The following is an 18,534-nucleotide window of genomic DNA, read 5'->3' as shown; positions in this document are numbered from 1 at the left end:
TTCAGCAGTGGTTTTCTAAAAACAAAAATTTCTATTTTGAAGGCTGTGACTGCTTTAAATGCAATCGTAAAATACGGCGTAATTCTAAAATTGCCTCAGGGCTAGTTTGAATCGAATGCCCACCTTTAATAATCAGCTCCGACTGCTCCCCACCCAAATGTGAACTTTGATACGGCACAATCCCATCGCTCATTTTTGACTTATCTGTCGTACCATTTATGTTGCCCATAATTGAGTGATAGACCACGTTGGACGAGGGTTGAATGGCTTGGGTCAACTGCATAAAGTTAGAAGAACGACTTAAATTACTCGCTCCATTTTCAATTAAGCCTTTTCTGAGTTTGGTATTTTTCTCATCTCTCATTTCAACGGCAATAAAAAAGTCGGCAGGTAAGCGAATAATACGGCGAGCAATTTGGGTAAACCATCGGTCAGCATAGTCAGTACCATGATGCGGTGCCGAAACAAAAACAACTCGATTAAAATAGGGCAAATCTTTGAACTGAAAACGCTCACGAATAACTGGATTTTCTTTTAAACGCTTTAGCTGTGCTTCATTCATTTTTTGCATGGCTTGCTCTGAAACATCTGCATCGCTTACTAGCAAGCGACTAATCACGCCGCCCATACTATGCCCAACCAATACGGCATCATGTGTAGCGTAGCTGTCTTTGGCAACGTTTTGAAAAGCCTGATTCAGCAAAGAATAAATCTGAAAACGACTTTCAAAAATTGGCATATTGGTTGAATAAAACACCTGCCAAACTTGGTAGTTTTGTCTTAATTCGGCATCACCCATAATGTCATTGGTTAGGCTCACCCATGCCTCTGGGCTGCTTGCCAAGCCATGAATAAACACAATAATTTTCTTATTGGGGTTAAAGGGTTCCAGCATATATAAATGCGGCATAATCAAATTGGCTTCTTTATTAATTAAAGACCAATAGCCTGCTGCACCTAAATTATATTTCGATAACCATAGCCCATAAGGCGCTGAATAGTTAGCAGTGAGTGGATAGTCCACACCTTCAACTTTTACGCGGTCCTGTCGGTATGGGTCAAACATGGCAATTTCTAACTCTGCCCCATCAATGACCTGATCGGCTGTGGCCTTTTGTTTTGGGTAGGCAATAGCCGTGACCGGAAAGAAACGTGGTAAATGAATGTTGGGATTACTCTGGTGAGCATAAAAAGCGTCGGGATCTAAAATAAAACCATGATTTACATCATGCTCCTTACGTCCCACAATAAACTCCGCACCTAAACCATCCTTACGGTTGACGGTATTAAACCCTGAAAAGTTCATGTTATAGCTAGAACGAAAGGTATCGACTTCAATATGCTGTACATCTACAGCATGATCAAAGTTAACGTGATACTCATGACCATCTGCTTTCAGTAAAGGTGGGAAATGAAGCGTATTTAAATGATTAAAATACGTGGTCATGAGCTTCGACAAGGCGACGTTATAAAAAATCCGTACCTGATTTTGGCGATGGTCAAATACCCGATCAAAAGGCGACTCTTCAGAGTCAAATAAATAGACATAACTATAGCGCAAGCTTTTATCAAACAACGCCAGCTCTTGCTCAACACAACTGTTACTTTTAAGAGTGACATTACACTGGCTACTACGCCCAACATCTAAAGCTTTTGCCAAATAAATTTCACTCAGCGCCGCATAGCGTTCCTCTCGGCTGCTATTTTCTGACAATCCCTGAATTTTATTTAAACAGAAATTAAAATTTTGCAGACAAGACGTTTCACTTTCTTTGACCAAATACAGCAAGTTTTGGGTCTGATGACTTAGAGTATTGTTAGTCAAAATGCTTTCATTTTTACTTTTTAAAGCACTGCTTAAGTTACTTTCTTTTAAATGAATGACCTGACAACCGCTCAGCAGTCCCATTATTGTAAGCACTAAATAATGGCCGGATTTTGTCATTGTGCATTCCTTTATCGAATGTATTTCCCCACCCATCATTATGCCTGTAAAGCTGTGCCTGAACAATTTCGGCTCAGCCTCGATTGGACTTTATTTGGAAAATAAAATTTGAACGTCTATTTTATTAAGCTTGTTTAAACTTCTGCTGGGAAGCCAAATAAGAAAAATAGAGTATGGGTAAAATAAACGGCGCTACGCTCCAAAAGTCAAAATAGACATAGAGTACCGCCCCCATCAAAGCACCTATAACAAAGCCAATTACAATACTGGCACTTTTAAGCAAACTTGCCCGATTGGCAGCATTATTATTTTTAAGCAAGTTGGCAATATCAATCCCAAGCTGGGTGGTGTTGCCTGTCATCATGGTGCTTGGGCTAATATTTTTAATAAGGGTTTTGCTTGATGTATTACGAATCGCTAAAGCAATTAAACCGAGGCCACCTGTGATTGCAACCGTAATCGAATCGGCATTTTTAAATGGCTCAAAGTAAAGCCCAGCAGCCATAAAAGCAAAGAGAAAAATAGCTTCAAATAAAAATAAATAAGACAGCGTTTTGTGTTTGGTCTGACTACGGTCAATTAAAAGTTTGGTAATAACCACCGTCACAATAAACAATGGAATAGCCGCAAGTTTAATCCATAAACCGGCACCACCCTTCACCAACGCAGCCCCGGCCAATACCAAGTTGCCCGTCACATGAGCAGTAAAAAAACCAAATAACGCGATAAAGCCAATGGTATCAATTGCCCCGCCCACCATAGTCAATAAAACAGGATCTCGACATATTACCCACGTACTTTGTGTTTCTTGTTGAATTGAAGTCTCTGGCATAAGCAGCATCCTATTCTTTTAAAGTCATTAAATTCAGTACGAAGATGTTTTAAGTATTTAAAAACAATTCAAAGCTAAAGCATTTATCAAAACAAAAAAGTATGTAAAAACATAGAGTGTTTAATGTCGCAACACTGTCTTCAAAACAGCAACAATAAAATTTGTTTATTTTTAAAACATTAAACGCTTCTCATCCGCAAATCAATTTGACCTCTAAAACCGTTCTAACTATGATGAAGCCGCAAGTTTCGCCAATATTTTGCACAAACGGCTGTTGTGCTGAGTGATTGATAAAGAAAACAACAACGACGAGAAGGAATATGTCTCTTTATAATTTTTCAGTTTTTTTGGGTGGATTGTTATTTGTATCGATTGCCTCTGCCGGCTATAAAAGTAATGCACACCGTGACTTTTACTCAAAATGCGTAGCCGCTGGACATAGTCGCGCGACCTGTCTGTGTATTTATCACCGTTTAGAGCGCCAATATTCTCCAAAACTCATGCATAAGCTTGGAAAGTTAAGTCTACAAAGCCCAGAAGTGCCGCGTGATTTTGTAAAAACCATGCTTCGAACGATGCAACAGTGCCAGTCATAAAGTTATAAGTTTTTTAAAGCAAATCGGCCAAATTTCTAATTTCTTCCATCACTGCCTTACACGCAGGCGTTAAATAGCCATGTTTAGAAATAGACAAAGAAATATAACGCTTTAGGGCAGGGTTAATAATTTTTGCGGCTTGAATTGAGGTGTATTGGCTGGCTTTTTTTAAAGCTTGCGGCCCCAGCATGGTATACATGCGAGATTCGGAAACCAAATGGGTTTGTAAGCTAATCGAGTCAGCTTCAAACACAATATTTAGTTCTACCCCATTTTCATAAGCCATGTGGTCTAAAAAATTACGCCAATTACTTGGCCTGCAAAAGGTGACCAGCGGTAACTCACTTACTGCTTTAAAGTCGACTTCATTGGCCTGAGTGAGCGCGTCTCCTTCACAGCCGACCAAATAAGTATCGGCTTCGGTAAGGTAAACATCGCCCTGTTTAGGCGTCGGATTAAACCGATAGAGAATAGCTAAATCGACGCTGCCATCTTCAAGCCATTTTTCTAAATGTACCCCTTGCCCTTCACGCACCGACAGCTTAATTAGGGGATATTTCTCTTGAAGCACTTTATACAGGGTCGATAACAACGGATGTGCAGTAGACGGCAAACTGGCAATACGCACCGTACCAATTGGGGTATCGGTCGAGTGCAGAATTTCATTATTGAGTTGATCGGTCACGTTCAGCCATGAACGAATTTTAGGAAGTAAATGCTGGCCTAAATCGGTGAGTTCTACACCACGGCCAGTTCGGTTAAACAAACGTCCGCCACACTGCGCTTCAAGCTCGTTCATTTGCCGACTGATTTGCGGTTGGTTGGTGTTATGCAGCATGGCGACTTTGCTTAAGCTACCCAGCTCCACCGCGTCTAAAAATATTTTCCATAATTCATAATTCATCGATTCTTCCTAAATCGTAAATAGGCAGCATTTTGAGCCATACATTTTCAGTATAACTGAAATTCAAGAATTGGTAATTCCTACATAGCTCACCTATTTCTATACTCCAATCATGTTCTCTACAACACGATTTAAGTCAGATTAAGAACCAGAGAATATTTAATTACACTGTATAGGAAGTACGATTATGAGTTTAGATTTACGTGGATTAACCCCAGCACCTGTGACTCCTTTTACCCGTGACGGACAAGTAGACCATGATGCAATTCAACGTTTAGGTTCATGGTTAGGCAGTATTGATGGTGTGAAAGGCTTGGTTGTTCTTGGGCATGCAGGTGAAGGAACATTCTTGTCGCAAAAAGAACAAATGCAGGTCATCGAAAGCTTTGTTAAATCGGTAGATGACAAAATTCCGGTAATTGCAGGGATTACACTCGAAGGTACTTCGGTTGCAGCAGAAGAAGCAAAACGTGCAGTCAGCGCAGGTGCTTCGGCAGGTTTGATTTACCCTTCACATGGCTGGTTGCGTTTTGGCTATCAAAAAGGCGCACCACAAGACCGCTATAAAGCGATTTATGAAGAAAGTGGTTTGCCATCTATTTTATTCCAATATCCAGATGCAACGAAGGCCACTTACGACCTAGAAACCCTACTCGATATTTCTGCACAGCCAGGTGTATTTGCCATGAAAAATGGTGTGCGTAACATGCGCCGCTGGGATGTCGAAATTCCAATTATTCGCCGTGAACGCCCAGACTTACAGGTATTGACCTGCCACGATGAATATTTGCTTCACACCATGTTTGATGTAGACGGCGCTTTGGTTGGCTATGGCAACATTGCCCCTGAATTGTTAATTGAAATGATTAAAGCAGGTAAAGCCAAAGATTATGCTAAAGCTCGTGCTATTCACGACCAATTATTACCAGTAACTCGCAATGTCTATCACCGTGGTTCACACATGGAAGGTACGGTCGCGCTGAAACATGCACTGGTTGCTCGCGGAATTTTGGACCATGCCACTGTGCGTTCACCTCTGCTTCCACTGGCAGATGGTGCTGAGCAAGAAATTCATGATGCAATGCGTCAAGCCGGAATTGGCAAGGTCGATTTAACCCAAGCCGTTGCTTAAATTCCATTCGGGCTAGCATATACGCTAGCCTTTTTTTCCTGTACGCTGCCTGAGGCCAAACATCGGGCATGTCTCTTAAAAACAATAATAAAAAGCATGCAAACTGTGGTGAACAGGTAGTGCGAAATAGAACAACAAAACTACGAGGAATGTAGTGATAAGGAGATATAAGATGACAAATCTAGCGGATGTAGAACAAATTAGTCATCATCAAAAAAATGCGGAAATTATTGCAAGGCTCGAACGGCTACCCGTCACCGGACGATTGCAATTTATGCGAATTACCATCGGTATCGCGACCTTTTTTGACGCTTATACTGTTCTTGCGATTGCCTTTGCTTTACCACAACTCATTACCGAATGGCACCTGACGCCTGCCTACGTCGGTGCGATCATTGCCGCGGGCTATGTTGGGCAACTGGTCGGTGCAATCTTCTTTGGTTCTCTTGCCGAAAAAGTCGGTCGTTTAAAAGTGCTGTCTTTTACCATTTTACTGTTTGTGGCAATGGACATTTCTTGTCTGTTTGCGTGGAGCGGAATGTCGCTGTTAATTTTCCGTTTCTTACAAGGTGTTGGAACAGGTGGTGAAGTGCCTGTTGCGAGTGCCTATATTAACGAGTTTATTGGTGCAGAAAAGCGCGGTAAGTTTTTCTTGCTCTATGAAGTTTTATTCCCACTTGGTCTTATGTTTGCTGGCATGGCGGCATTTTTCCTGATGCCAATTTACGGCTGGAAAGTCATGTTTATTGTGGGCTTAATTCCATCTTTACTGGTCATTCCTTTACGGTTTTTCTTGCCTGAGTCACCACGTTGGCTTGCTTCAAAAGGCCGTTTTAAAGAAGCAGATCAAGTCGTTAAAAGCTTTGAAGATGGGGCGATTAAAAGCGGTAAAACTTTGGCTGAACCTGTGGTTAAAGAAATTAACCCGCAAGGCATGGCAAAAACCGACTGGCGCGAGCTGTTCCGTGGCATTTACCGTAAACGTACCTTTACCCTGTGGGGCATGTGGTTTTGCGTGTATATGGTGAACAATGCCATGGTGACTTGGCTGCCATCTCTTTACAAACAACACTTTGGCCTGTCGCTTCAAACCAGTTTAGGTTATGGCTGGATTACTTCGGGCGTGGGTGTGATTGCCTCTATTATCTGTGCGTTAATGATTGATAAAGTCGGCCGCCGTCCTTGGTACAGTGCAGCGTTTTTCTTGGCAATCATTCCACTCATGAGCCTCTCGGTTTTAGGTGCAAAATCGGCGATGCAAGTTGTAATTTTAGCAACGCTGAGCTATGCCATTTTGCAAACTATTTCATTCTCTTTATACCTTTACGCTGCTGAACTTTACCCAACTCGCCTACGTGCGATGGGCATTGGTTTTAGTACCGCTTGGTTACGTGCCGGCTCTGCAATTGGACCTGTTATGGTCGGCCTCGTGGTTGGTGGTTACGGCATTCAATATGTGTTTAGTGTGCTTGCGGTTGTGGCGCTCGTTGGTGGCCTAGTGACCTTCTTGTTTGCCATTGAAACCAAAGGCCAAGTACTCGAAAAACTCTCTCCTTAATTCATCCATTTCATAAAAGCTTGCCTAACCACAGCGTTAGGCAAAGGGCTTATTCATGCTTAAAAAAGGAATTTAAAATGAATAAATATTTGCTATGGGGCTGTATTGGTTTAGGCAGTGTGAGCAATGTATATGCAGAGCTTCCTCAAGAATTTGGCAAGTTAGAATTAAAACTTAACACCCGTTACTGGAACGATGAAGGCACTGCCCACCCCACGCTTGCTAACCCTTCACCTTCATCTAGTGAATATGAACAAAGTGCCTTAGGGCTTGAGTTAAATTATCAGTCACCTTACATGTGGGACTGGCTTGGGGTTGATGGTTCACTCTATGCAGTCACCAAGTTGTTTGACTCTGGCAAACCGAGCGCTCAGCTTTTAGAGGTCGAAAATAACGGCAAGCTCGATCAAAACTTTGCCACTTTAGGTCAGCTCTACTTCAAAGCAAAACTCGGCGACAAAGGCGAAATTAAGTTAGGCCGCCAGTTGCACGACTCACTGTTGCTTAAAAGCACCAATAACCGCGCAGTGCCCGATACTTTTTCAGGGGCAAGTGGTCAGTTTCAATTGAATGATCAGCTACAAACTTACATGGCTTACTATGACCGCTGGAAACCGCGCAGCATGGACTCATTTGAAAAACTGGTGACTGAAAATGACGAGCGTATTGATTATGTCGGTTTACTTGGAGCTAAGTATCAGTACAAAAACTGGAGCGTGAATGCCGAATATTTAAACAGCAAAGATTATTTAAAAAAGTACGGGGCGATTGCTCAATATAAATTGCCTTTGCATGGCCTTATATGGACATTTAACACAGGTGCTTTTTTCTCACGTGACGATGGCAAGCTGTTTAAATGCGGTGCCGAAACCGAGCTGGACTGTGTCAAAGGCCAAGACATTAACAACCGTGGCAATGGTTACTTTGTAGATGTAAATGTAGCCAAAAATAACCTCGAAGGCGGCATTGCCGTTTCAAAGTTTGATGGTTTTTGGATTGAAGATAACTTTGCCGCGCACTCCGCCCGCAACTCGGTTTTAACGCAAGACCATGGCACCAACCCGTTTCCGACCTCTGCGACCATTGGCCCCGACTTTACCAACAACGATGAAACCGCCGTTGCCCTTCGCTTGAAATATAACTGGAAAGACTATGTGAAAGGCTTAAAAACCGAGGCGAAGTATATTTATGGCTTTGGCGCTCACCAAAGTAACATCAGCAGTGATATTGAAGGTAAAGAGCGTTACTTTGACTTTACAGTGAGTTATGCCTTGCCGTGGGTGAAAAACTTAGATGTGCGTTATTCATTTTTGCATTATGAGTCAAAGTTTGAAAATGCAAACCTAGGTGAAAAAATAAATGGCATGTCTCGGAAAGATTGGGACCAGCACCGTGTATTTATTAATTATCGCTATACATTTTAAGCACAGGCTAAACGTTTAGTTTAGCTTTATTATTTTTATTAATTTATAGCTTTAAAGATATTAACTTTTGAGTTTAATTAAAATATAAATTTATATTTAAAATTTTTATAATATTTTATTTAAATTGAATTGACCTGTTAAAAACTTATGATTATTATGGTCCCGCTGGCCTACATTGCCAGTCGGTTTTAGCAGACCGTAGATCCATGGCGGGTTATAGTTCCACTATAAGTCGTTAGACCCTTGCGTCCCTTTTCTTTGCGGTAGGACGGGAGGGGGACGCGCTCGCGCGTGCTGGTTCCTTGGATCCCAGTCTGCTAACCCCCTTTCGTTCTACCACCATAATCAATTGACGGTGATTTTTGGTGGTAGAGCTCCATACATTTTAAGGAGTTGACCATGCCACTATATATACTTATCCCCTCTCCCTTATAAACTTTTTATTTATTTAAAATTTGGGTTTTCTATTATCTAAATTTTCAAATTTATAAATTATTTTTATTTTAAAATTTAAGTCATTTTATTTTATTGCTTTTATATGCGGGTTAACTATTGCCTTTAAAAATGATTTTAAAACTTAAAATATAGCGGTTTATTTTTTCTCATTGAGATATCCCCAAATCATCACGAGAATAATATGAAATTTTATAAAACTATTTTAGTTTTAGGCCTCGTTGTCGGCGATTACAGCGTTTCGGGTTGTGACCTCCGCACGCAGCAGGAATTTGAAAAAATTTGCCTGTCGGGTGGACACACCCAAGCTAGTTGCGACTGTATATACCAACGGCTTGAACAAGTGTATTCGCCTCAGCTTATGCAACGCCTAGAACATGTCAGTTTGCAAAGTCCTGCTCTCCCACAGGACTTTGCCCCTACTTTTTTTAGTGTGATGCGGCGGTGCGATAAAAACGACATGGGCTAAGCATTTGGCTTAGCTCCCTTATCTCTGTGTCGCAATGGTGGATGACTTTAAATCAGCGCAAAAAATTAAAGTTCTGTTGTGGCACGGGGGCCTTGGATAAAATGAATTTAATTATTCATCTATCAGTAATAATACAATTATATTTTTTAAATCTACTTATCAAACTTAATTTAAATCTTTGGGCTTCCATACCTTTAAATTTCTAGGCAATAAAATTAAAGTTAATATATGGTCAAATCTTTCTGATGTAATTTTATACTCTATAACCGAAGCATCTTTATGAGCATATGGAAACCAAATATTAGCTTGTACCTTTTCACCATTTTTTTCTTCTAAAACTAAATTATTACTAGCTAATGATTGCTCAGGTATCTCAATAATATTCTTTTTTGTTTTAAAAAAAGCTCCGTTATTTTTTGCTGACCGGCTCGAAACAGCCCAATTCATAAAACCATCTCTAGAATTAATTAGAATTACGCTTTCTTCTGTAAATTCTAACCACTTTAATATTGCAGCTGTTAAAGAAACCCCATATCTTAATGCACATAAAGATAAGGATTGGATTAACTGTGTTTGATCGATTTGTCTTCTAAAATCATCTATTGGCATAAGCAAATAAGATGAAAATTTATTAGCTTCTGTTTCAATAGAAGCAATATCATAAGTTTGCAAGTCTTCGGCACCACATAAGAACTCATCCTGTATTGTTCTGTGAAGTATGTAATGACCTAACTCATGAGCTTTTGTAAATAAAATTCTTCCTGATGATTCAACTGTTGGATTATATAAAATAGTCCATTGATGGATATTTTTTTTAAATAAGGCGCCATCAAATCTTTTTATTGGGACTTCTTTAATTTCAGTAATAGGATCATTCCACTTAAAAATATTAGCAGCTTCATATGCAAGCATATCAACATTAATCGGAAATTTATCTAAACTTTGCGCCTGAAAAAAAACATCTATAATCTTTAATAATCTATTAGCAGCTTTTGGTGGACTTAATTTGTCATCCATTCTTATTACCTGAAGATGATTTAATTACTGCCATTATATTCCTTATTTGTTCTTTTTCTTGAGAATTTAAATTTTTATATTCACGAAAAAAAGCATTATCAATATGTTTTTCCTCTGGAGTTCTTGAATCCATTTCTAAAAAAAATTCAACGTCAACTTTTAGAGCTTGAGCTATTGATAATAATTTTTCTGCTGAGGGTTTCTGAGATTCTCTATTTTCTAGTTCCCATAAGTAACTCTTACTTAATCCAGCATTATTAGCTAAGGCTTCTAAAGTAAGTTTTTTTTCTTTTCTAAGAAGTCTAATTTTATCACCAAGTGTATTTGCCATCTCATATGTCTCTTGATTGATACTGAGTATATTTTACAAGAAAAAAGTTCGGAGTAGCGTAAAAAAAAGCTTGACTATGTAAAATTTAGTATAAATAATGATCTTAGTTCGGTGCAGCGAACTTTTTATCATGTTTCAGCAACATTGGAGTTTAAACTTTGACTACATTTCTTGATTTTTTTAAGGTACCACCGCCCGAGTCTCTAGACTTTCTTAACTTGCAGTTGGAAAAAGATACAAAGGTATTTCTAGATCCCTACAGTGTTGCAATGACTAACAACGTTCATTGCAGGAATGCGCATAAATGTATTAAGGCATTTATGAAAACTTTATTAACCGCCTTAAAAGATAATAATCAGACTTTGGCAACGGAATTATGTAGTCACTTTCAGGAACCGAAAGGCACAGGGATTGGATGGACAAAGAAAAGTTATAAAGGCAGAGGAGCTGGAGAAATAAAAGCTGCTAAATTGCTGGAAGCATTAACTTCTTCTGAAGCAGTTATGTCTGGTGCAATTGAAGATTTAGAAGAACTAATATTGGTTGTTGAAGGATTAGGTTTAGATACTATCTCTGATATAACAATAAACCTAGGGATGAAACATTTTATAGAGTTTACGCAAGAAAAATGTAATGAGCTAAATATCCCATTAGAGAGAATAAATAAAAAAGTTAATTACTTTTGTCATTTAGATAATGAGTGGAAATCAGATTTTTTTGACTTACCTCATGCTCTTATCGGTGAAGAAAAAGAAAAGGGGCAAATTATTTTATTGCCTATAAACACTTTAGCTAAGCAATCAGCGTATGGAACTTCATATTTCTTTACAAATATCGCAACCCCCTATTTCGTTAATCAAGGTATAGCTGCTGGTGCATCTTTTATCAGAGCTACAAAATCAGGAGGCTATAAAGCGGATCTTAAAAAGATGAGGGAAAATGATCAATATAAAGGTGGAAAAAAAAGAATGGGGAAATTTATAACTGATCACCCAGAAGCTCTAAAGGAATATCGAGAGAAAGTTGCTTTCTATCGATATAAGAAAAATCACAAAAAGGACTAATCACCATAGGAGAATTTATTATGTCTAAAAATACGAAACAAACATCTAAAGCAGTTAGCTCATTAGCATCGGATGTATTACGTAACTCTTCCTCTTCTGCAATACAAAAACAGTTAGCTGCTTCTGCCTTGTCTCAAACACATTCAAGTAAACAAACAGGAAGTGAGATGGAGACAAAAGCATCAAAAGTATTACAAAGTGACAAATATAGTGATACTACAAAATCACTAGCGGCATCACTTCTTTCACAATCTAATAAGCAAAGATAATTACTATCTTTGCTTATTAAATATTTAGTTATCGGTCTTTTCAGTTCGCTCTACAGTAATATATTCATTAGGAATCACAATTTGCTTTTCAATCTCTTTGACCCTGTAAGAAACTAAAGTATTTTTACCAATTCCTTGAAAAGGGACTTCCATACCCCTAAAAATAAAAATTTGGTCTTGGCTTAGTTTTTTAGTGGTCAGTTTTGGTAATTCAATTAGATTGGCATAAGGTTCTTTGATGTATAAATTCGCTTTTTCTATTCTTACACCAGTTTTTTGCATTGTGTAATGTAAAAAAATTTTGCCAACATCTCCAATCAAGAACATGAAGATTAGTGGAGTTAGAATAAGAAATAGAGCTGATTGTATAGAGTTTTTAATCCATATTTCTAATTGCTTTAACTTTGTTTCTGCAAAATTTTTTAGATTTTCACTTGCTTTAGGATCATCAATAATATCTCTTAAATTTTCAAACTTTAAACGATATTCTTTGACTCTCTTCTGATTAACGTAAAAAGCATAATAAAATAAAGAAATTAGACTTACTGTAATACCCATATAGGCATTAATTTTCCAATCTAATAAAAATAAAACACGAATAATATATAGAAGGTAAATAGATACTCCCAATGTGATAATACTAATCTTTGGAAAAGGAAGTTTTTGTCCAATTCTTACGTGAGATGGCAAATACTTATCAACCAAACTTAAGATGAACCAAGTTACTGGCATTAAAGAGGTACCAAAGAAAAATAGCATCATGCAGAACGCAGTATAAACAATAGAAAATGCTGCAAAAATCAGTAAAAAAATAAGTGTATCGCCAAAGCTAATTTCTGAAGGGATATAGCTAATTGTTAAAAGATAAGCAACTAAACACAACACCCCTATTGCAATAATCGCTTTAGTCATTGTCAGCGCAACTTCATGCCACTGCCCCAGATTATTTAAATATCTCGTTATCAAGTCGTTCATTTGATCTAACCAAATTTTATAAATTATTTAGAAAGAGATAATTACCTTTTACATCAACCGCTCCCCAGCGGAGTAATCATCTTTTTAAAACTTCCCCAAATTTCAGAGTATATCCCTGCATACTATTTAGCTAATTGTCTCCTTTTGAATACCTATGTCCCTTGCATATCGCAATATGCTTGTATCATCTTAGTTCAATATAAAAGTAAAGTTCTGTTTGTTAAAAAGGACTGATAATTATAAAAAAATTAATTATTTTTTTCTTTTCTACTCTCTAAACTTATGCACTATCTACTTGTTTCTGTTGCCACTCTGAATAAGTTAAATTTGTGTTTACTTCTCTCCATGCCGTTCTTCCATTAGAAGCTCTCCCAAGTATAACTGCGGATGCAGCAGAAGGACTAGTAAACATATAATCTTGGGTAAAGACAAAATTTTCAGGATCAATAATACCTTTTTCAAATAATCTAGGACGTAAATTCTTCATATATGTATAGTTAGGTTGAGAAACATCTTTTCGAACTTGTGAGCCTTTTAAAACAAAAAACTCTCCATCTATTTCTTGTGCGTTAGCATCTACTTCACGGCTAGTTAAATAAAAGTTTGCTGTTTTATCAACCTCAGGTTCTATAAAACTATAGGTTTTTGATAAGTATTGTTGATAGCTAGGTCTTTTTAAATCCTTGAGAAAATCGTAGCCTAATACAGGCAAAACAATTTGTATTTGCTCTAAGAAAAACTCCATATCAGCAATATCTGATTCAGGTAAGCGACTATAATTATGTGCTGTACCATTTTCGAGCTGACATTGTCCATTTTGTTTAGCAATATCCATCAGACGACTTTCAAGATATTTGATATGAGATTTAGTTAAATTCTGGTCTTTACTTGTAACTAAACAAACCTTTTCCCAGAAATCTTTTCCACCACTTTCTTCTGTTCGGTTATGTTGTTTTAAACGATTAGCAACATCATCCGACTCCCCAATATATACTCTTGGATATAGTGGATTTTCTGGATCATGGCTAATGAGGAAATAGACACCTGTTTTTGTACATTCATCACGCTGAATCAACTCAGCCAATTTACTACGAGGGGCAGAAAGCACATGTCCTGTCCAGTTAATAATTTCAGCTGTTAAAATCCCATTAGGTGTTCCATCAGCCAAAAACAATTTAACACTTTTACCTTGTCCCACTGCTTTCCCCCTTTAAATTTTCCGAGCCTAAACCAATTAAAGCAAAGATATTCTTCTCAGTATTTCAAAAATGAAAAATTATCTTTTAAAATCTTAAAATATCAAGATAATACCTTAGTTCCTAAATTTTAATAATTTTCAGAACTACCATTATCTGATGTTGTATCTTCAGTAGTTAATTCCTCAACAGCTACCTCCTCTTTCTTAGGTTTACTAACTGATCTTGTTTCATTTTCTAAAGTTTCTCCCGCTGCCGCCTCAGCAGCCACACCGGATATTTGTTCTGTTGGAGATGCATCAATTGCTATCTCTTCACTTGTTTCCACTGGAAACTTTGCTAAATAATCTTTATGGCAATATAACTTTACCAAACTATCAAAATAGTAATTATCAGGTTCATCAAAGATTACTTGTTTATCTGATTTAACTATAAATCTGGAAAAACCTGCATAAGCACCCCATGAGTTTTTGGCATTTACCTCACCACAATTTTTAATAACATTTCTAAATTTCGCAGAATCACCATCTTTAAGATAATAACGAACAGCATCCTCAACTTTTTTAAGTTCAGCTTGTTCTTTTAATTTTCTCTCTTGTTCTTGTTTAATTTTAAGTGCCTGTTCTTGAGCCTGCTTTTCTTTTGCAATATCTTCTGCCGATTTACCACAACCAACTAATATCAAGGAAAATAAAAATATTCCTATTATTTTTTTCACAGTTTAACCCCTCTTTATTAGAAGCTAGACTATAACGAGATTACAAAACTTTACGCAAGTAAGAATTTATAAAGAATATATAAAATTCTACTTCTGCTGTGTTTGTTATCTATTAATTGCTTCTTCTTTCTGACTCATTCAAGCTTAATAAAATGAAAATTTAAATACTTCTTTACCAATTAAATTCAAGTTGGTTATATAGCTGAAATGATATTTAATTTCAGCCATATTAAAACTAAGCTTTTGAAAATATTATTTTTTATATTTAATACAATTTGGGTTTAGCTTGTTAATTTTGTTATAGTGAAATTTCAGCATTATCGTGTCACTAGCAGCTTCTTCTAAAACTAGTTGATTATCGGTGATACTTATAATTCTTAATGCTTGCTCGAACTCTCCCTGTTCATTATACAACTCAATTTGATTTTGCTTATTAATTTTAAAGTTCGATTTTTCAATACTATCTACAGTATAAAGACCCGTTTCAAAATCACATTGCACAGGATGTAAAGTAGCTGTATTTCCTGAAAACTCAACTAAGTTGGCAATTCCATTATTAAGCGGATGCATTGCCCATATACCTTGTAAATCTTTGGGAGTGTAGCCAAAGCTATTAGCACTAAACATTGACATGCTGATTAAAAGAAATGAAGTAAGGGATTTTTTTAATAAAGTTAATTTCATATTGATATACCTAATTTAATCATTTTTGCCTAGGAATTTTAGATATTACAAGATATTTATATAATCTTTATTTCGTTAGCTTTTTAAAGTACTGCACTATTCTAACTTCTATAGATCTTTTCTAAAAATAATAGTTTTTGATTTTGCTCTATTTTTTACACAAAACCTTTTCCTAGTTTTAGGAGAAGTTAAAAATTATCTTCTTATATTGCTTATAACTTGAATTATTTAAATCTTAAAAAGAAAAAACCCCAAAACTTTCGTTTCAGGGCTTTTCACGAATCTTGGTGGAGATGGCGGGAGTTGAACCCGCGTCCGCCAGCACTACGCTCGAGAATACTACATGCTTAGATATCGTCTATTGTTTTAACACCAAGTGACCCGACGAACAGGGTACAAGGTGCGATCCTCTAAGTTTGGTATAAAGCCCCGAGGCTTGACTCTATACGGACTTGTGTGCGTGCGCTTCAGTCGGGTTCCCAGACCACAAGTATTCTAGGAAGCGGACAAGCGGCCCTTAGGCAGCTAGAGCGTAAGTTTCGTCGTTTGCGACTATTTAAATGCAAATTTTATTTACGAGAGAAAATGCGCTCTCGGCATGCATCTATGAGTTTCATCACCGGCGTCGAAGCCAATAACATCCCCATGAATGTCTGCACATCATAGCATAACTAAAATAAAATGCTGTGCATTTTATCAACAGTCTGCCACTGATGAACATACTTACATAATTGAGTGCCTTTTGTTTTTTTCAAGGCCCCTCATAAAAAAAGCTGCCAAAAATGACAGCTTTTTTTTTAAAAGTTTGGCCTATAAAGCACCATTGCCTAACACGATCCCTTCACGGCGTGGGTCTACCCCACCTGCGTATTTACTTTGATTATTTATATTTACTTTCATAATCGTTGAAATACCACTGGTTTGCGCAGTGTTCGATATGCCATGCCCTTTTGCTTTTAAGCCTTCAATTAGGTCAACTAAGGAAAGCTGTACATTCGAGCTATCTACATTGGTGTTTTTGCTATTGGTTGCGCCAAAGTTTACAAGCGAAGTGGCCTGCTGTGCATTTAAGTTCCAGTCCAATGCACCCACCAAGGTTTTAACCACATATTGAATGATGGTACCGCCACCTGGTGAACCTGTTGCCATATAAAACTCATCGGGCGTGGTGCCCTTAAACACTAAGGTTGGCGCCATAGTACTACGTGGGCGTTTGCCGCCTTCTACACGGTTGGCAACTGGTGCCCCAGTGCTGTCATAAGGGTTTGCGCTAAAGTCAGTTAACTGATTTGACAGCAAGAAACCATCCACCATGTGGAATGAACCCATGCTCGATTCAACAGTCGATGTCATTGAAACCACATTGCCATAGGCATCTACTATCGTGAACTGAGTTGTGCCATGTTCAACAGTGGTATCTACACCTGCCGCTGTATTGAAATTACCTGCTGGTGCTACGCCCATACTTTGGTTCGGGTTAATCAGTGCTGCACGCTGCTTCAAGTAGTTTTTATCAATAAAACTTGGAATACCCTGTGCCGGCAAACGAACAAAGTCGGTATCTGCGACATATTTGTCACGGTCAGCATAGGCCAAACGCTCTGCTTCAGACACTAAATGCACGCCCATCACATCGGGCACACCACCTTCATTTTCAGAGTTTTTAGGTGGATAAAGCGACATATCAAAGTTTTCTAAAATACCCAACGTCTGTGCAACTGCGATCCCTCCCGAAGATGGAGGTGGCATGGTACATACATAGTAACGGTCACGGTACGTCGTACAAATCGGGTCGCGTTTTTTCACCTGATAGTTCGATAAATCCTGCAAGGTCATCAAACTTGGGGTAATTGGAGTCCGTGCTGGGTCATCACCCACGGTTTGCCCTGCTTTTGCCACAATGGCTTGCGCAATTGGACCAGTGTGCAGTGCGTTTGCCCCTTGTGAAGCGAGTGCTTCAAGTGTCCTGGCATAGGCTTTATTGGTCATAGTCTCGCCGACTTTACGTGGTGATCCATCTGGGTAGAAATAAGTCGCCATTGCATTTGCATCGAGTGCTAAATTGCTTGCATTACTTGCAATGGCATCTGCCAAACGCCCCGGAATGCGAAAACCGTTATCAGCCAAACCAATCGCTTCACCAAAAAGTTGGTTCCACTTAAGTTTGCCATGCTCTTTTTGTGCTTGTTCCAATAAACGCATCACACCCGGCACACCAATCGAACGACCGCTACGGCGGGCACTTGGTACAGGTGCAGGTGAATTTGGGTCATATATATTTTGGCGAATTAAATAAAATTCGTTGGCTGCAGCAGGTGCGGTTTCACGGCCATCATAAGCAGTGACTTGCTTGGTTTTGGCATCGTAATACATCATAAAACCACTACCGGCAATGGTACTCGACTGTGGCTCGACCAAACCAAGTACGGCTTGTACTGCTACGGCTGCATCAACTGCACTACCACCTGCTTTTAAAACATCACACCCTGCTTTTACTGCAAGTGGCGTGTTTGCCACCACCATATATTTATCTGCGTATTTAACCGTGTTACCGAGTCTATAACCCGATGCACCCTCTGGCGCGGCGGGGTCACCATTTTGGTTTGAACCGACCACCACGCTTGAACCGTCTTGTGCCAGTTTGCTACAACTGGTCGGGTCGTTATCTACAATTAAATTGGGCGGGGTTGTATTTGAATCATCCTTGGGCTGATCTGACGAGGAGTCATCTCCACATCCTTGTAATAAACCGACTGCTAATAAACTACTGAACAAAAATGAATATCTTTTATTCACGTGATAACTCCAATATATACGCCTGCCTATCCATGCAATTGCCATGCAAGCTTCTTTGTTTTCAGGTCTTCAGTTTTTTAATCTTTGATAAAAATAAAGTTTTAATAATATTAAATGATTAAGGGTGTTTATTTTATGCTCTGTGTGATGTCTCCTTGTTTGTTATCACAC

Annotated in this window: 17 protein-coding genes and 1 other RNA gene; 7 read left to right on the top strand and 11 right to left on the bottom strand. The window is 38.3% G+C overall.

The annotated features are described in order from the left end of the window. Window positions 1-31: 31 nt before the first annotated feature. Window positions 32-1,945, bottom strand: a complete 1,914-nt coding sequence (locus MKL62_RS06680) for a lipase family alpha/beta hydrolase (RefSeq protein ID WP_005129397.1) — start codon at window positions 1,943-1,945, stop codon at window positions 32-34. Between the two features lie 124 nt (window positions 1,946-2,069). Continuing rightward, window positions 2,070-2,777 carry a YoaK family protein gene (locus MKL62_RS06675; protein WP_001115355.1) on the bottom strand — a complete coding sequence of 236 codons (708 nt, stop codon included), beginning with the start codon at window positions 2,775-2,777 and terminating at the stop codon, window positions 2,070-2,072. 320 nt (window positions 2,778-3,097) lie between these two features. On the opposite strand from MKL62_RS06675, the gene MKL62_RS06670 reads away from it, so the two are divergent. Next, on the top strand, window positions 3,098-3,373 hold the full coding sequence (locus MKL62_RS06670; protein WP_000061141.1) for a hypothetical protein: 276 nt from the start codon (window positions 3,098-3,100) through the stop codon (window positions 3,371-3,373). A gap of 13 nt (window positions 3,374-3,386) precedes the next feature. Here MKL62_RS06670 and MKL62_RS06665 read toward each other — a convergent pair whose 3' ends face one another. Further along, on the bottom strand, window positions 3,387-4,277 hold the full coding sequence (locus tag MKL62_RS06665; protein WP_001105546.1) for a LysR family transcriptional regulator: 891 nt from the start codon (window positions 4,275-4,277) through the stop codon (window positions 3,387-3,389). A 187-nt stretch (window positions 4,278-4,464) separates the two neighbouring features. On the opposite strand from MKL62_RS06665, the gene MKL62_RS06660 reads away from it, so the two are divergent. The 4 genes from MKL62_RS06660 (at window position 4,465) to MKL62_RS06645 (ending at window position 9,313) form a co-directional block, all read left to right on the top strand. Next, entirely contained in the window at window positions 4,465-5,409 is a 945-nt protein-coding gene (locus MKL62_RS06660; protein ID WP_000050874.1) for a dihydrodipicolinate synthase family protein, read from the top strand. Between the two features lie 172 nt (window positions 5,410-5,581). Next, complete coding sequence (locus MKL62_RS06655; RefSeq protein WP_002058307.1) at window positions 5,582-6,967, top strand: MFS transporter; 1,386 nt, start codon at window positions 5,582-5,584, stop codon at window positions 6,965-6,967. Between the two features lie 77 nt (window positions 6,968-7,044). Then, window positions 7,045-8,391, top strand: a complete 1,347-nt coding sequence (locus MKL62_RS06650) for an OprD family outer membrane porin (RefSeq protein ID WP_030423639.1) — start codon at window positions 7,045-7,047, stop codon at window positions 8,389-8,391. Window positions 8,392-9,028: 637 nt separating this feature from the next. Then, on the top strand, window positions 9,029-9,313 hold the full coding sequence (locus tag MKL62_RS06645; protein ID WP_000675273.1) for a hypothetical protein: 285 nt from the start codon (window positions 9,029-9,031) through the stop codon (window positions 9,311-9,313). 165 nt (window positions 9,314-9,478) lie between these two features. Here MKL62_RS06645 and MKL62_RS06640 read toward each other — a convergent pair whose 3' ends face one another. Continuing rightward, the gene (locus tag MKL62_RS06640) at window positions 9,479-10,330 is read right to left on the bottom strand and encodes an ImmA/IrrE family metallo-endopeptidase (RefSeq protein WP_005129403.1); all 852 of its coding nucleotides are present in this window, start codon (window positions 10,328-10,330) and stop codon (window positions 9,479-9,481) included. Continuing rightward, window positions 10,323-10,661 carry a helix-turn-helix domain-containing protein gene (locus MKL62_RS06635; RefSeq protein ID WP_005129404.1) on the bottom strand — a complete coding sequence of 113 codons (339 nt, stop codon included), beginning with the start codon at window positions 10,659-10,661 and terminating at the stop codon, window positions 10,323-10,325. Before MKL62_RS06635 ends, MKL62_RS06640 begins: the two co-directional genes overlap by 8 nt. Window positions 10,662-10,981: 320 nt before the next feature. Here MKL62_RS06635 and MKL62_RS06630 point away from each other — a divergent pair, with 320 nt between their 5' ends. Continuing rightward, complete coding sequence (locus tag MKL62_RS06630; protein ID WP_223236536.1) at window positions 10,982-11,725, top strand: DUF8370 family protein; 744 nt, start codon at window positions 10,982-10,984, stop codon at window positions 11,723-11,725. Between the two features lie 20 nt (window positions 11,726-11,745). Then, window positions 11,746-11,994, top strand: a complete 249-nt coding sequence (locus MKL62_RS06625; RefSeq protein WP_005129407.1) for a hypothetical protein — start codon at window positions 11,746-11,748, stop codon at window positions 11,992-11,994. A gap of 24 nt (window positions 11,995-12,018) precedes the next feature. Here MKL62_RS06625 and MKL62_RS06620 read toward each other — a convergent pair whose 3' ends face one another. From MKL62_RS06620 to ggt, 6 genes are all read right to left on the bottom strand, one after another. After that, window positions 12,019-12,969 carry a hypothetical protein gene (locus MKL62_RS06620; protein ID WP_005129409.1) on the bottom strand — a complete coding sequence of 317 codons (951 nt, stop codon included), beginning with the start codon at window positions 12,967-12,969 and terminating at the stop codon, window positions 12,019-12,021. Window positions 12,970-13,249: 280 nt separating this feature from the next. After that, window positions 13,250-14,167 carry a GIY-YIG nuclease family protein gene (locus tag MKL62_RS06615; protein ID WP_000529713.1) on the bottom strand — a complete coding sequence of 306 codons (918 nt, stop codon included), beginning with the start codon at window positions 14,165-14,167 and terminating at the stop codon, window positions 13,250-13,252. Window positions 14,168-14,295: 128 nt separating this feature from the next. Further along, complete coding sequence (locus MKL62_RS06610; protein ID WP_005129412.1) at window positions 14,296-14,883, bottom strand: hypothetical protein; 588 nt, start codon at window positions 14,881-14,883, stop codon at window positions 14,296-14,298. A 252-nt stretch (window positions 14,884-15,135) separates the two neighbouring features. After that, window positions 15,136-15,567: a hypothetical protein gene (locus MKL62_RS06605; RefSeq protein WP_005129415.1), complete on the bottom strand. Its 432-nt coding sequence runs from the start codon at window positions 15,565-15,567 to the stop codon at window positions 15,136-15,138. Between the two features lie 285 nt (window positions 15,568-15,852). Further along, window positions 15,853-16,212: a transfer-messenger RNA gene (ssrA, locus tag MKL62_RS06600) on the bottom strand. A 165-nt stretch (window positions 16,213-16,377) separates the two neighbouring features. Beyond that, on the bottom strand, window positions 16,378-18,363 hold the full coding sequence (gene ggt / locus MKL62_RS06595; protein ID WP_005129416.1) for a gamma-glutamyltransferase: 1,986 nt from the start codon (window positions 18,361-18,363) through the stop codon (window positions 16,378-16,380). Window positions 18,364-18,534 lie beyond the last annotated feature (171 nt).

The sequence above is a fragment of the Acinetobacter sp. AOR01_HL genome (genome assembly GCF_027855455.1).
GTDB classification, from domain to species: domain Bacteria; phylum Pseudomonadota; class Gammaproteobacteria; order Pseudomonadales; family Moraxellaceae; genus Acinetobacter; species Acinetobacter baumannii.
The sequence above is the reverse complement of the archived record's forward strand: the minus strand, read 5'-3'. Positions and strand labels throughout refer to the sequence as shown.

Bases quoted from the DNA above. Each gene is read 5' to 3' on its own strand.
- MKL62_RS06625 (WP_005129407.1), top strand. From the start codon at position 11,746: ATGTCTAAAAATACGAAACAAACATCTAAAGCAGTTAGCTCATTAGCA.
- MKL62_RS06620 (WP_005129409.1), bottom strand. From the start codon at position 12,969: ATGAACGACTTGATAACGAGATATTTAAATAATCTGGGGCAGTGGCAT.
- MKL62_RS06670 (WP_000061141.1), top strand. From the start codon at position 3,098: ATGTCTCTTTATAATTTTTCAGTTTTTTTGGGTGGATTGTTATTTGTA.
- MKL62_RS06605 (WP_005129415.1), bottom strand. From the start codon at position 15,567: ATGAAATTAACTTTATTAAAAAAATCCCTTACTTCATTTCTTTTAATC.
- MKL62_RS06675 (WP_001115355.1), bottom strand. From the start codon at position 2,777: ATGCCAGAGACTTCAATTCAACAAGAAACACAAAGTACGTGGGTAATA.
- MKL62_RS06630 (WP_223236536.1), top strand. From the start codon at position 10,982: ATGAAAACTTTATTAACCGCCTTAAAAGATAATAATCAGACTTTGGCA.
- MKL62_RS06650 (WP_030423639.1), top strand. From the start codon at position 7,045: ATGAATAAATATTTGCTATGGGGCTGTATTGGTTTAGGCAGTGTGAGC.
- MKL62_RS06645 (WP_000675273.1), top strand. From the start codon at position 9,029: ATGAAATTTTATAAAACTATTTTAGTTTTAGGCCTCGTTGTCGGCGAT.
- MKL62_RS06635 (WP_005129404.1), bottom strand. From the start codon at position 10,661: ATGGCAAATACACTTGGTGATAAAATTAGACTTCTTAGAAAAGAAAAA.
- MKL62_RS06655 (WP_002058307.1), top strand. From the start codon at position 5,582: ATGACAAATCTAGCGGATGTAGAACAAATTAGTCATCATCAAAAAAAT.
- MKL62_RS06680 (WP_005129397.1), bottom strand. From the start codon at position 1,945: ATGACAAAATCCGGCCATTATTTAGTGCTTACAATAATGGGACTGCTG.
- MKL62_RS06640 (WP_005129403.1), bottom strand. From the start codon at position 10,330: ATGGATGACAAATTAAGTCCACCAAAAGCTGCTAATAGATTATTAAAG.
- MKL62_RS06660 (WP_000050874.1), top strand. From the start codon at position 4,465: ATGAGTTTAGATTTACGTGGATTAACCCCAGCACCTGTGACTCCTTTT.
- MKL62_RS06665 (WP_001105546.1), bottom strand. From the start codon at position 4,277: ATGAATTATGAATTATGGAAAATATTTTTAGACGCGGTGGAGCTGGGT.